This is a genomic window from Rhodococcus sp. NPDC057529 (genome assembly GCF_042802055.1).
In the GTDB taxonomy this organism is placed as follows: domain Bacteria; phylum Actinomycetota; class Actinomycetes; order Mycobacteriales; family Mycobacteriaceae; genus Rhodococcus_F.
Window position 1 is genome coordinate 145439 of the sequence record NZ_JBHVEY010000002.1, and the last position, 13363, is coordinate 158801.

Genomic DNA, 13363 nt, shown 5'->3' on the forward strand with positions numbered 1-13363 from the left:
ATTTGATAGTGAGCAAGATCGAATTGATCGCTGGTACGTGGACGACCGCTGGTGATGCCGACGCCGGCAACGCGGAGAACGATCGCAGTCCGCACAGTTTCCAGGAGCGCATCGAGGTTGCCGCGAAGGCCGGATTCACCGGTGTGGGCATTGGTTACCTGGATCTCCTCGATGCCGAACAGCAGTATGGGTTCCCCACCGTCAAGACCATGCTCGCCGACAACGGCATCGCCCACCTCGAACTCGAGTTCCTGGAGAACTGGTTCCTCACCGACGAGCGTCGCGGCGCCGCGGACGAGATTCGCGCGAACATGTTCCGGGCGGCCGAGGCCCTCGGCGCCCGCCACATCAAGGTCGGCGGCGACTTCAGCGGTGGTGAATTCGACGCGGACCACATGGCGGCCGAATTCGTGAAGCTCTGCACTCACGCTGCAAATGCGGGGACCACGGTGGTGTTCGAACCGATGCCGTTCGTGAACGTGAGGACCCCGCAGCAGGCACTCGAGTTCATCGTCAAGGCTGATCATCCTGCAGGCGGGTTGCTGATCGACATCTGGCACGTCGCGCGCGCCGGCGTCGACTTCGACACCCTCGCCGAGATCCCGGCGAAGTACATCTTCGATGTCGAACTCGACGACGCCCCGTTGACGTTCGAAGGTGACCTCATCGCCGACACGTTCAACGGCCGCCGGCTTCCCGGTGAGGGCGAACTCGACGTCCAGGGCTTCGTCGACGCCATCCGTAAGACCGGCTACGACGGCATCTACGGGGTGGAGATCCTGTCCGCCGAGTACCGCAAGCGCCCGATCAGCGAGGCCGTTCCCGCCGCCTACGAAGCGTCGATGAAGTTCCTCCGCTGAACCCAGAACACCCTGAGAAATTACCGAGAAACGAGGACATCGCAATGGCGCGGTTGGAACAGAAGGTAGCTATCGTCACCGGCGGGGCCCGCGGCATCGGCCGCGCCACGGCGGAACTGTTCGCCGAGGAAGGCGCGAAGGTCGTGGTCGGCGACCTGCACGAGCCGGAACCGTTCGACCACGCGGACATCAGCTTCCACTCGCTTGACGTCTCCCAGCTCGACAGTTGGCAGGGGCTCGTCGACTCGGTGATCGCCGCCCACGGGCGTATCGACATCCTGGTCAACAACGCCGGCCTGGTCGGCTCCTACGAGCCGATCGACAAGATCGACGTGAACGACTGGCACAACATCATCGCGGTGAACCAGACCGGGGTCTTCTACGGCATGCGGTCGGTCCTGCCGACGATGCAGGCCCAGCACTCCGGCGCGATCGTCAACGTCTCGTCGATCTGGGGCATAGTCGGCGCCGCCGGGGTCTCGGCCTATCAGGCCAGTAAGGCCGCGGTGCGGATGATGAGCAAGAACGCCGCCCTGTCGTATGTCGCGGACGGCATCCGGGTCAACTCCCTGCACCCGGGCCTGGCGAGCACCCCGATGATCGACGCTCAGGACGACGCGATCACCGCCGACGTGATCGCCGCAACCCCGATGAAGCGTGCCGCCGATCCCCGCGAAATTGCCTATGGCGCACTGTTCCTCGCCAGCGACGAGGCCAGCTACGTCACCGGTGTCGAACTGCCGGTCGACGGCGGCTACACCGCACCGTGAAAGGAGTTGAACCGATGACCGATCGTGGACTGTTCACCGAAGGGCGCTCGGCGGAGGTGGTGATCGACAGCCTCGGAGCCGACACCGATCCCCGGCTGCGGCAGATACTGACCTCCCTGATCCACCACCTGCACGACTTCGTCAAAGACGTCCAGCTCACCGAAGACGAGTGGAACACGGGCATCGAATTCCTCACCCGCACCGGACACACGTGCAACGACGTCCGGCAGGAGTTCATCCTGCTCTCCGACGTTCTCGGGGTGTCGATGCTGGTGGAGACGATCAACCACCGCGCGCTCGATCACGCCACCGAGCAGACCGTCCTGGGCCCGTTCCACATGGTCGATTCCCCGCCGCGTCAGCTCGGTGACACCATCGCCCTCGACGGCGGTGGTGAGCCGTGCCTGGTCACCGGTCAGGTCCGCAGCGCGGACGGCACCCCGCTGGCCGGGGCGAGCGTCGATGTCTGGCAGGCCAACGCCGAGGGCTTCTACGACGTCCAGCAGCCAGACATCCAGCCGGAGCTGAATCTGCGCGGGCTGTTCACCACCGACGACGAGGGCAAGTTCTGGTTCCGCTCGATCGTTCCCCGCTACTACCCCATCCCGAACGACGGGCCGGTGGGGGAGCTGCTGGCGACTACCGGACGCCATCCCAACCGGCCGGCGCACGTGCACTTCATCGTCACCGCCCCCGATCACGAACCGGTCACCACCCACCTGTTCGTCGAGGACACCCCCTATATCGACTCCGATGTCGTCTTCGGGGTCAAGGAAAGCCTGATCCGGGAGTTCCCGGTGGTCGACGACCCGGACCGCGCCCGCGAACTCGGGTTCGAAAATCCGTTCCGCACGGTGCACTTCGATGTGACCCTGCTCGAATCCGACGTACGAGAGCCCGCAACCGACGTACGAGAGGCGGCCGGGCTGTGACCTTCACCAGCTCCTTCCGTTACCAGGCCGTGCCGATGTGGGTGAGCTTCGAGGTCGGCGCGGTGAGCACGATCGGGGAGGAACTCGACCGTCTCGGGCTGAGCCGGGCGCTGGTCCTGTGCACCCCCGAGCAGAACCACCTGGCCGATCTCGTCATGGATCACCTCGGTGATCGCGGTGCCGGCGTGTTCGACCAGGCGCGTATGCATGTTCCGGTCGAGACCGCGGACCGCGCCCGGGACCGGGCACGCGAACTCGGCGCGGACAGCTGCGTTGTGATCGGCGGTGGCTCGTCGATCGGCCTCGGCAAGGCGATCGCCCTCGAACACGGGCTGCCGATCATCGCGATCCCCACCACCTACGCCGGCTCGGAAATGACCCCGATCTGGGGGCTGACCCGCGACGGGCGCAAACAAACCGGGCGTGATCCGAAGGTGCTGCCGCAGGCCGTGATCTACGATCCGCAGCTGACCACCACGCTGCCGGCAGAGCTCTCCGCGGCTAGCGGGCTCAATGCGGTCGCACACGCCGTCGAGGCGCTCTACGCCCCGGACGACTCGCCGATCATCTCGCTGATGGCCGAAGAAGGGATACGCGCCTTCGCCGATTCGCTGGCCGCGGTGGTCGCCGACGGCGACGATCTGGACGCCCGCTCGAAGGCCCTGTACGGCGCCTGGCTGTGCGGGGCCTGCCTGGGGGCGACCACGATGTCGCTGCACCACAAGCTCTGCCACGTGCTCGGCGGATCCCTCGACCTGCCGCACGCCCAGACCCACGCCATCGTGCTGCCGTACGTACTGGCCTACAACGAAACCCACACCCCCGCCGCGCGGGCCGCACTCCAGCGTGCGCTCGGCACCGACGCGGATCCGTCCGTGGCGTTGTGGGAACTCGCCCAGGAATTGAAGATCCCGCACTCACTCGAAGAGCTGGGTGTGCGCGAGGCGCAGCTCCCCGCCGTCGTCGACGAGGTCCTGTCCAACCCGTATTCCAATCCCACTCCGGTCACCGAGGACGGACTGCGCCATCTCCTGCGCGGTGCACTGCGCGGCGATCGGCCCACCCACCGATGACCCGGCACGACGTCCACCCCCGCCCACCCGTGAACAGCACAGGAGCCGACGTGACAGCACTCCACGACGCCACGACTACCATCCGGGACCTCGAGAACGCCCGATATCGGGCGATCATTGACCAGGATCTGACCCGGTTCGCCGAGCTCAGTCACCCCGACCTGGCTTACTCGCATTCCTCGGGCGAGACCGACAGCCTCGAGTCCTACCTCGACAAGGTGCGGTCCGGGTTCTACGTCTATCACGACATCGACCACCCCATCGACTTCATCCGCATCGTCGACGACGTCGCGCTCGTCGTCGGTGAGATGAATGCCGAGATCACCGCCGGCGGGCGCGAGAAGAAGCTACGCAACCGGTGCCTGGCGGTATGGAAGTACACCGACGAGGGGTGGCGCTTCCTGGCCTACCAGCCCACCCCCGTGCCCGCCGCGTAAGTCCCTCACTCGAACTCCTCGCCCCGAGTACCTGGCTCACCGAGGAATTCCCACCTAAACACCAGATTGGATTCTCCAATGTCCACCCTCGAAAACAAGATCGCCATCGTCACCGGTGCCAGCCGCGGACTCGGTGAGGGCATCGCCGTCGAACTCGCCCGGCGCGGCGCCACCGTCGTCTGCGCCGACCTGCACAGCGCCGAGGAGACCGCCGCGAAGCTGCAGTCCGCCGGCAGCCCGAAGAGTAGCTCCGCCAAAGTCGACGTCTCCAGCGCGGCATCGGTGGACGAGTTGGTCGGTTCCACCGTCGAGACGCACGGGCGCCTGGACATCATGGTCAACAACGCCGGCATTTACACCTACGGTGCAATCGCGGACGTCAGCGACGAAGACTTCCGCCGCACTATCGACGTCAACATCGGCGGCGTCTTCAACGGCTCCCGTGCCGCCGCACGGGTGATGAAGGAGCAAAAGTCGGGGCGGATCATCAATACCGCCTCCCAGCTCGGCAAACTCGCCCGCCCCAACGAGGGGGTCTACTCCGCGTCGAAGGCGGCCGTCATCTTGATGACGCAGGCGCTCGGGCTGGAGCTGGCGCCCTACAACATCACTGTCAACGCCATCTGCCCCGGCTGCATGCACACCGAGATGATGGAGAAGTCGTTCGCGGAAATCGCTCAGAGCGAGGGAATTACGCTCGAGCAGAAGATGCAGGACTACCTCGACGCCCGGATCCCCACCGGACGTTTCGGCACTCTCGAGGACATGGGCCGGATGGTCGCCTGGCTCGCATCCGACGACGCCTCGTTCACCACCGGTTCCGCTCTCAACCTCACCGGCGGCGAGCAGGTCTTCTTCTAGACCTCGACCCCTTCGACGCGGACGCCGCGGTGGTAACCGATCGGCTACCGCCGCCTTCCCCTCACCCGTAGTACCACGTTTCCCCAGCCTGTATCAGGAGACCCCCGTGACCTCTCAGATCTCCGTCCCGTCACCCGCTGCCATCGAGGCGACCGGGGTCAGCAAGCAATTCGGTGGTGTGCACGCGCTCGAGGACGTGAGCATCCGCATCGACGCCGGTACCTGCCACGCCATCGTCGGCGCGAACGGCGCCGGCAAGTCCACGCTGATGAAGGTGCTCGCCGGCCTCTACCTCCCCAACGAGGGTCGGGTGCTCGTCTCCGGGCAGCCGCTGTCCGGGGGAACCGTAGCGGCCAAGGCCGCCGGCATCGCGCTGGTCCATCAGGAACTGAGCCTGTGCCCGGACCTGACCGTCGCCGAGAACATCTGCGTCGGTACCACTCCCACCAAACGCGGGCTCGTCGACCGCGCAGCCATGCGCTCGATCGCCGCCGCACTGTGCGCGCGGCTCGGTGTGAACATCGACCCCGACACCCTCGTCGGTCAACTGCCGGCGACCCTGCAGCAGTTCGTCGAGATCGCCAAGGCGTTGCGCCTGGACCCGCAGATCCTCATCCTCGACGAGCCCACCGCCTCCCTGACACCCCAGGAAACCGACCAGCTGCTCGACCTGCTGAAGTCTCTGCGCGACCAGGGCGTGACCATCGTGTACATCTCGCACCGGCTGCGGGAAATCTTCGAGCTGTGCAGCCGCGCCACCGTGCTCCGCGACGGCCGCCTGGTCGAACACCTCGACCTCGGCGAGACCACCTCGGATCGACTGGTGGAAAGCATGGTCGGGCAGAAGCTGCTCGACCAGGAACAGCACGAGCGGGAAGAGAAGGCGGACTCATTCGGTGAGGTTGTCCTTTCCGTCGACAACCTCTGGGCGCCAGGAGTATTCGGCACCAGCCTGCACGTTCGTGCGGGCGAGGTACTCGGTCTCGGTGGCCTGATGGGCTCGGGCCGCAGCGAACTGGTCCGGGCCATCCTCGGCCTCGAACCCCGCTCCCGCGGATCGGTCACCCTCAGCTACGACGGCAAGCGCCGCACCATCGGTTCCTACCGCTCCGCGGTCCGGTCCGGCGTCGCCTTCGTCCCGGAAGACCGCCGCACCGAAGGGGTGCTGCTGGCCCGTTCGGTGCGCGAAAACCTGGCGCTGCCCTCGCTGAACGCGCTGAGCCGGTTCGGGCAGATCCGCACCAAGGCGCTGAAGAAGATGGCCACCGGCCTCGCCGACGAGGTCAACCTGCGCCCCGCCAACACCTCCGCCACCGTGAAACTGCTCAGTGGCGGCAACCAGCAGAAGGTGGCCTTCGGCCGGTGGCTGCCGACCAACCCGCGACTGTTCGTCCTGGACGAGCCGACCGCCGGCGTCGACGTCGGCGCCAAGGCCGAGATACACGAATTGGTCCGCAACCTGACCGCGCAGGGCACCGCCGTCATCGTCGTCTCCTCCGACCTCGAGGAGCTGCTGTCGTTGTCGGACCGGATCGCGGTCCTACGCGACGGCACGATCACCGGCGAACTGTCCGCCGTCGAGGCCGACCAACAGGCCATCGTCCGGCTCGGCACCCATCACGACACCACGCACCAACGCAAGGAAACCGCACATGTCTGACACCCAGATCGCCCCGGCGGGGCGGGTCGCACCGTACGTGCCGCCCCTGCGGCGCAAATTCGACGAGAACCCCACCGTCATCGTCGTCACCGGTGCGCTGATCGCGCTACTGCTGTTCGCGGCCGTCGGGCTCGACGGCTTCTGGTCCGCACAGAACCTCGGCACACTGCTGCGTAACAGCGCGTTCCTCGGATTCGTCGCACTCGGGATGACGTTCGTGGTCGTCTCGGGCCTGATCATCGACCTGTCCGTGGTGCCGCAGATCGCCCTCGCCGCCATCGTCGTGATCGCGTTGAGCCCGCACGGCATCGCCGTGGCCGCACCGGCCGCGATCCTGGCGTGCCTGGTGTTCGCGATCATCAACGGTATCGGCGCCGGCCTGATGCGCGGCAATGGAGTCATCGTCACCCTGGCCACCGCCACCGCCGGGATGGGCGTGCTCAACTACCTCACCGGCGGCGCCCAGTACTCGGGGAACACCTCGCTGCTGTCGTGGATCGGCAACGCCTCCGTCGCCGGTATTCCGGTGGTGTTCCTGATCTTCGCCGTCGTGGCCGTCCTCGCCCACAATCTGCTCTCCTCCACCAACTTCGGGTACTCGCTGCGGGCCACCGGCACCAACCGCGGTGCCGCCCGGATCGCCGGCCTGAACACCACCCGCACCCTCACCCTCACCTTCGCCGTCTCCTCGCTCGGGGCCGCTGCGGCGGGCATGGCGCTGGCCGGCTACAGCTCGAGTGCCGTCTCGACGATGTCCGCCGGCTACGACTTCAACGCCCTCGCCGCCGTCGTCATCGGTGGTACCAGCCTCTTCGGCGGCCGCGGCTCGATCCTGGGCACCGTCCTCGGTGTCGCGTTCGTCCAGGTGCTGCTCAGTGTGCTGTCCCTGGTCGGGTTGCCGTTCCAATGGCAACAGTTCGTGCAGGGATTCATCATCGTCGCGACCCTCGCGGCGGACGCCGTCCTGCGCCGACGTGGAGGTCTCCGGTGAACGGTCACACTCTTCTGACCCAGCTCAAGAGCTGGACCGCATTCCGGGCGGTGATCCTGCTGGCCCTGGTCGTCGTGGTGCTGCTCGCGGTCCAGCCGACCGCACTCGGCTCCTACGGCATCGCCCTGTCCCGCATCGTCGACGTATGGCTGGTGGCGATCGCACTGGTCCCGGTTCTGGTCCTCGGCGAGATCGACCTCAGCGTCGGATCGACCATGGCCGTCACCGCCGCCGTCGCCGCCCAGGTCTCCGGCAACCTCGCCGTCTCGATTCCGCTCGCGCTGATCACCGGTGCGGTGGTGGGGCTGATCAACGGTCTCCTGGTCGTCAAGGTCGGCATCAACTCCTTCATCACCACCCTCGGCATGCTGATCACCCTGCAAGGTCTTGCCCTGGCGATCACCGACGGCGCCCCGGTGCCGCTGCAGGACTCCACCCGGGCCCTGGAATTCAGCGTCCCGCTGATCGGGCAGATCACCCCGGACATCGTCATCGCCGTCGCCGCGACCGCAGCCCTGTGGTTCTTCATGACCAAGATGCGTACCGGCCGTGAGCTCTACATCATCGGCGGCAACGCCGAAGCCGCGGCGTCGGGCGGCATCTCGATCGACACCCGCAAGATCCTCGCCTTCACCATCTGCAGCGGCGTCGCCGGCCTCGCCGGTGTCGTCGACACCCTCAACCTCGTCGCCGCCTCACCCACCCTGGGCTCGACGGTGATGCTGCTGGCGATCGCGGCCGCCGTCGTCGGTGGCGCCAGCCTCTCCGGCGGCCGCGCCAGCGTGATCGGCGCCGTCATCGGGGCGATCGCACTCGGCGGCATCAGCATCGGCCTGCAGATGAGCGGGCTGGACTCGAGCGTCGAGAGCATCGCCATCGGCGCGATCCTGTTCGCCGCGATCGTCTTGACCAAGGAGGGGGTGCGGGCCCTGCGCCTGCCGTCGCTGCTCGGTCCCCTCACCGGCGCATCCTCGGACCCCACAGCCGTCGCAGCAGGAAAGGCACGATGATGGCGCACAAGAGTTCTCTGTTCCGCCGAGCAGCACTCGCGATCACCGTCTGCGCGGCCACCGTGCTGGCCGGCACCGGATGCGGGGCCCCCGGCGCGGCGACCGACAACGAGGACTGGCCCACGATCGCCTTCCTCGTCCCGATGGACCGCAACCACGAATACGGCCGCAACTACGTCTCGTCCCTGCGGAAGGCAGCCGAAGAACACCACGTCAACGCGTTCGTGATGAACTCGAACTACGACGCCTCGGTGCAGGCGTCGCAGATGAAGATCGCGATCGCCAAGAAGGTCGACGGGATCGTCATCTGGCCCGCGCTGTACGGCGCCGAACAGCCCATGCTCATCCAGGCCCAGCGCGCGGGGATCCCGGTCGACATCAGCAACTCCCAGCCCCCCGAGAACCTCGACACCAGCCTGTACCACGCGTTCACCGGACCGAACGACCAGCGCATCGGCGAACTGCAGGGCAAGGAACTCGCGAAGCTGCTCGGCGGCAAGGGAACCTACGTCTACATCGGCGGCACCCCCGGCAACGCGGCCGCGATCAACCGTCAGATCGGGCTCGAACGCGAGATGGCCAACCACCCCGACATCAAGCTCCTCGGCTCTCAGCCGGGAAACTTCGACAAGAACCAGGCGCAAACCGCCGCCAGCGCACTGATCAGCCGGTTCGGCAACCAGATCGATGCCCTCGTCACCCCGGACGACATCATGGCCTCCGGCGCCGCGCAGGCCCTCGACGCCGCCGGGATGGCCGGACAGGTCAAACTCCTCGGCCACAACTACGCCCCGGTCGCCCGGACCCTGCTCGAGAACGGATCCATGTCGACCACGCTGTTCCAGTCACCGTGCTGGGACTCCACCCACGCCCTGACCACCATGATGGACGTCCTCGCCGGCAAGGACGTGCCGCCGGTCAGCTACATGCCGCTGCCGGTGGTCACCAAGGACAACCTCGACGAGTTCACCCCCAACGGCTGCCTGCCCGCGGGATACTCCGAATCTGCCACCAACTGACACCCCCTACCCGAGAGGAATCACGATGGACACTGCACTGGAGGGCAAGGTCGTCGTCATCACCGGCGCCGGCTCCGGAATCGGAGCCGCGTCCGCACGCGCCTTCGCCTCGGAGAACGCCCGCCTCGCCCTGATCGACCGCGACCGGCACGGCCTCGACATCCTCACCAAGGAACTCGCGCAGGTCACCGAGGTGCACTGCGCCGTTGCCGATCTGAGCACCGAGGCCGGTGTGACCGGCGGCCTCGACGAGGTCCTCGCCCCCTACGACGGCCGGGTGGACGTGTTGTTCAACAACGTCGGCGCCGGCAGCCTGGGAACCTTCGACAGTCTCACCGACACCGACTGGGTCTCCACCCTCGAACTGAACTTCCTCAGCCAGGTCCGCGCCGCCACCCACGTGCTGCCGATCATGCGGGCCGCCGGACGCGGTGTCATCGTCAACAACGCCTCGGACCTGGGCCGCCAGCCGATCGCCGCCGGCCCGGACTACGCCGCGTCCAAGGCCGCCATTCTGTCGTTCACCAGCTCGCTCGCCATCAGTGAGGGGCCGATCGTGCGCGTCAACGCGGTCGCACCCGGCCCCATCCTCTCACCGATGTGGCTGATGGAAGGCGGACTCGCCGACACCTTCGCCGCCGTCCACGGCGTGCACCGCGACGAATCCATCGACGTGGAGATGAAGCACCGCGGACTTCCGTTGCAGCGCATCGGAACTCCGGAGGAAGTGGCCAACGTCGTGGTCTTCCTCGCCTCCGATCTTGCCTCGTACGTCACCGCCTCGGTGTACGGCGTCGACGGCGGATCCTTCCGCGCCATAACCTGACCGCGCCGGCGCCGGCGGCGGAATTGCGCGGCCACGAGCGTGCGACTCGCCGCCGAGGGCTACCGACTCGCCCTGCTGGACTATTCCAATGAAGCGGTCGCCGAGGCGGAGCGCGTCGTCCGCAACGAATTTCCCGACACGGACATACTCGGGGTGCGATGCACCATCGCCGACGCCGTCGCCTTCCTGTCCTCGGATCGCGCCTCCTACATCACCGGTACCGCACTCGATGTCAACGGCGGCGTCCACCTCCGGTGAGCGGCGAACTGTCACCACGGATCCACGACAGCGGGGACAGAGCGGTGGATTTCCGATCGAACGACGGGCCGACGGTGTCCGAGCACGCAGGCACCTGCACCACCCGGTTCTACAGAGAAACACCGCGCACCCGATCCGGTCCCACCCCAGTGAGCCGCAGTCGGCACTGCACGGCCCATCCCGCTCGTAGCAAAGGAAACCCCATGACCCGCAATACCGAACTGTTGGCCTCCTGCTGGACGTCAGCCGGAAATACAGGGCCGTCGATCGGTACGGAAATGAGTCCGGTCCCATTGCGGGAAAGGATCGAGGCCGCCGGCCGAACCGGCTGGTCCGGGTTCGGTCTCTTCCACAAGGACCTCATCGAAGCACGCCAGACGATCGGGTTGTCGACACTGGGCGCGATCCTCCGGGACAACGGGATGAAGCACGTCGAGTTCGAGTTTCTGACGGACTGGTGGGCCGAGGGTGCCGCGCGCGCCGAATCGGACCGCATCCGCACTCACATGTTCGAATGCGCTGGAGAACTGGGTGTGCAGACGATCAAGGTCAGTTCAGATCTCTCACCCACCCCACGCCCGTCCGACCAGTACATCGAGCACTTCGCGCTTCTCGCCCGCGACGCCGAACGCCATGGCGTACGCGTGGCGCTGGAGTTCATGCCCATGGCCCACCCCCGAACCGTTCGCGGGGCGGCAGACATCGTCAGAAAGGCGGGAGAGCGTGCCGGAGGACTCTGCATCGACATCTGGCACGTAAACCGCGCCGGGACGTCCTACGAGGAGATGACCGCCGCGGTCGACCCCGACATGGTGTTCGTCGTCGAGCTCAACGACGCCGCCAGCGCACCAGAGGGAACGCTCTGGGAAGACACCGTCAACAGCAGAAGATACTGCGGCGACGGCGACTTCGACGTGCCGAAGTTCGTCGCAGCAATTCTCTCGACAGGCTATCGAGGCCATTGGGGGGTGGAGATCATTTCGGCCAGCCACCGACGGACCCCCGTCGAGGACGGGCTGCGCCTCGCACACGACGCAGCGATTCGGTCGTTGGACGACGCACACGACCTCACCCGGGTTGGAGGCGCTGCCACACCATGATCACGTAGGGCAGGAGGATGCGGCCTCGACACCAATGACTCGAGCTGCCGAAACTTACGCAACCGCATCGTCGTCAAATGACACCGTGCACCCAGAAAGGCCAAACATGAACACGTTTCCCCCAATCACCACGGTCGGCAAGGCGCGCGTCGACGGCAAGCGCGCCATCGTCACAGGCGGCGCCTCGGGCATAGGCCGCGCAATCGTGGAGACCCTCGTCGCCGAAGGGGCGAGCGTCGCGATCTTCGACGTGTCCGAGCACGACGGAAAAGAACTGGCCGAGCGCCTGACCTCCCGTGAACGTCCCGTCACATTCCACCGCGTCGACGTCACGGTCGAGGACTCCGTTGCCGCCGCGATGGAACAGGTAGCCGCCGAGCACGGAGCGCTCGAGATCCTCGTCAACAACGCCGGCATCTCCGGGCCCGCCGAGCCGACAGATGAGGTCGACTACGCGGCATGGCAGTCGATGATGGCAGTCAACGTCGCCGGCCCGTTCCTGTGCACCAAGCACGCAATCCCATTGCTGCGGAGGGGACGCGGCGGGCGCAGCGTCGTCGACATCTGCTCGATCTACGGTCTCGTCGGCAACGCCGACGCACCGAGTTACCACGCCTCGAAGGGCGCCGTTCGTCTCATGGCGAAGACCGACGCGATGGTGTATGCGCCCGAAGGGATCCGCGTCAACGCAGTGTGCCCGGGCACCATCCTCACGCCGCTCAACATCAAGAAGGGCGAAGAAAGCCCCGAGGGGCTCGAAGCCTACCTCGCCGGTATGCGGGCTCAGCACCCACTGGGCGTTGTCGGCGACCCCATCGACATCGCCCTCGGCGTCCTCTATCTCGCGTCCGACGAGTCCAGGTTCGTCACCGGAACCGAACTCGTGATCGACGGCGGATTCACCGCGCAGTGACCGCCGTGGCCGTCCTCCGGCGATCACGGGGTCGACCCTCCCGGAAAGCGTCACATCGGGCGTGATCGACTAGTCGGCACAAGGCCGCCAGATCGGCATGATCTGGCGGCCTTGGCGTTTCAGTTCCCCGGAGACCCGGGGGTCACGGTGCAGCGTGCAGGCTCTCGAACGCCGAGACCAGCGGGGCGAGTTCCGGTACCGCGGCCGCGGCCTCGAGTGCCTCCCGCAGCGCCGAATCGTAGATCGGACGAGCCTGATCGAGCAGCTCCGACCCTGCCGGTGTCAACTCGGTGTAGATGCCTCTCCGATCCTCGACACACAGGAACCGTGACAACAACCCCCGTGCCTCGAGACGGTTGACCAGCCGGGTGGTGGCACTGGACGAGAGCGCGGTGGCACGCGAGAGTTGCTGCATTCGCATATGCAGCGCACGGTCCTGACGGCTGAGTACATCGAGAACTGTGTGCTCGACTACCGACAGCTCGAGCGGCGATTGCAGCGCATTCTCGAGTCGGGTCTCGACCAGATCGTGAAAGGCCGCGACCGTGCGCCATCCCTGGGCTCGCACTTCTACCGCGTCGTCAGCGAAAGACACATCGACTCCTCTCCGCCGTCACATCGTTCGCACGAGCTGCCGAGCGGCCGCCGTACCG

15 protein-coding genes are annotated in these 13363 nt (G+C 66.5%); 14 read left to right on the plus strand and 1 reads right to left on the minus strand.

All coding sequences use genetic code 11. From position 1 onward, the window contains the following. Positions 1-8 precede the first annotated feature (8 nt). The 14 genes from ACFU5V_RS03845 (at position 9) to ACFU5V_RS03910 (ending at position 12710) form a co-directional block, all read left to right on the plus strand. Entirely contained in the window at positions 9-860 is an 852-nt protein-coding gene (locus ACFU5V_RS03845) for a sugar phosphate isomerase/epimerase family protein (RefSeq protein ID WP_378696989.1), read from the plus strand. Between the two features lie 44 nt (positions 861-904). Further along, entirely contained in the window at positions 905-1630 is a 726-nt protein-coding gene (locus tag ACFU5V_RS03850) for an SDR family NAD(P)-dependent oxidoreductase (RefSeq protein WP_378696991.1), read from the plus strand. 14 nt (positions 1631-1644) lie between these two features. Beyond that, positions 1645-2562: an intradiol ring-cleavage dioxygenase gene (locus ACFU5V_RS03855; protein ID WP_378696993.1), complete on the plus strand. Its 918-nt coding sequence runs from the start codon at positions 1645-1647 to the stop codon at positions 2560-2562. Further along, positions 2559-3635 (plus strand): maleylacetate reductase, encoded by a 1077-nt coding sequence (locus ACFU5V_RS03860; RefSeq protein WP_378696995.1) that lies wholly within the window; start codon positions 2559-2561, stop codon positions 3633-3635. Before ACFU5V_RS03855 ends, ACFU5V_RS03860 begins: the two co-directional genes overlap by 4 nt. Before the next feature lie 50 nt (positions 3636-3685). Continuing rightward, positions 3686-4072 (plus strand): nuclear transport factor 2 family protein, encoded by a 387-nt coding sequence (locus ACFU5V_RS03865; protein ID WP_378696997.1) that lies wholly within the window; start codon positions 3686-3688, stop codon positions 4070-4072. A 78-nt stretch (positions 4073-4150) separates the two neighbouring features. Further along, positions 4151-4933 (plus strand): SDR family NAD(P)-dependent oxidoreductase, encoded by a 783-nt coding sequence (locus tag ACFU5V_RS03870; protein WP_378696999.1) that lies wholly within the window; start codon positions 4151-4153, stop codon positions 4931-4933. A 106-nt stretch (positions 4934-5039) separates the two neighbouring features. Continuing rightward, on the plus strand, positions 5040-6593 hold the full coding sequence (locus ACFU5V_RS03875; protein ID WP_378697001.1) for a sugar ABC transporter ATP-binding protein: 1554 nt from the start codon (positions 5040-5042) through the stop codon (positions 6591-6593). Beyond that, a complete protein-coding gene (locus tag ACFU5V_RS03880) occupies positions 6586-7584 on the plus strand; it encodes an ABC transporter permease (RefSeq protein WP_378697003.1) in 999 nt (332 codons plus the stop codon). Before ACFU5V_RS03875 ends, ACFU5V_RS03880 begins: the two co-directional genes overlap by 8 nt. Next, positions 7581-8594 (plus strand): ABC transporter permease, encoded by a 1014-nt coding sequence (locus ACFU5V_RS03885; protein ID WP_378697005.1) that lies wholly within the window; start codon positions 7581-7583, stop codon positions 8592-8594. The genes ACFU5V_RS03880 and ACFU5V_RS03885 overlap by 4 nt, the downstream gene beginning before the upstream one ends. Then, positions 8591-9613: a sugar ABC transporter substrate-binding protein gene (locus ACFU5V_RS03890; RefSeq protein WP_378697007.1), complete on the plus strand. Its 1023-nt coding sequence runs from the start codon at positions 8591-8593 to the stop codon at positions 9611-9613. The genes ACFU5V_RS03885 and ACFU5V_RS03890 overlap by 4 nt, the downstream gene beginning before the upstream one ends. Positions 9614-9638: 25 nt before the next feature. After that, on the plus strand, positions 9639-10439 hold the full coding sequence (locus tag ACFU5V_RS03895) for an SDR family NAD(P)-dependent oxidoreductase (RefSeq protein WP_378697009.1): 801 nt from the start codon (positions 9639-9641) through the stop codon (positions 10437-10439). A 39-nt stretch (positions 10440-10478) separates the two neighbouring features. After that, a complete protein-coding gene (locus ACFU5V_RS03900) occupies positions 10479-10697 on the plus strand; it encodes an SDR family oxidoreductase (protein WP_378697011.1) in 219 nt (72 codons plus the stop codon). A gap of 278 nt (positions 10698-10975) precedes the next feature. Continuing rightward, complete coding sequence (locus ACFU5V_RS03905; RefSeq protein WP_378697569.1) at positions 10976-11797, plus strand: sugar phosphate isomerase/epimerase family protein; 822 nt, start codon at positions 10976-10978, stop codon at positions 11795-11797. Between the two features lie 106 nt (positions 11798-11903). Beyond that, entirely contained in the window at positions 11904-12710 is an 807-nt protein-coding gene (locus tag ACFU5V_RS03910; RefSeq protein ID WP_378697013.1) for an SDR family NAD(P)-dependent oxidoreductase, read from the plus strand. Between the two features lie 142 nt (positions 12711-12852). Here ACFU5V_RS03910 and ACFU5V_RS03915 read toward each other — a convergent pair whose 3' ends face one another. Beyond that, positions 12853-13305, minus strand: coding sequence for a MarR family winged helix-turn-helix transcriptional regulator (locus ACFU5V_RS03915; RefSeq protein ID WP_378697015.1), 453 nt, complete (start codon positions 13303-13305; stop codon positions 12853-12855). Positions 13306-13363 lie beyond the last annotated feature (58 nt).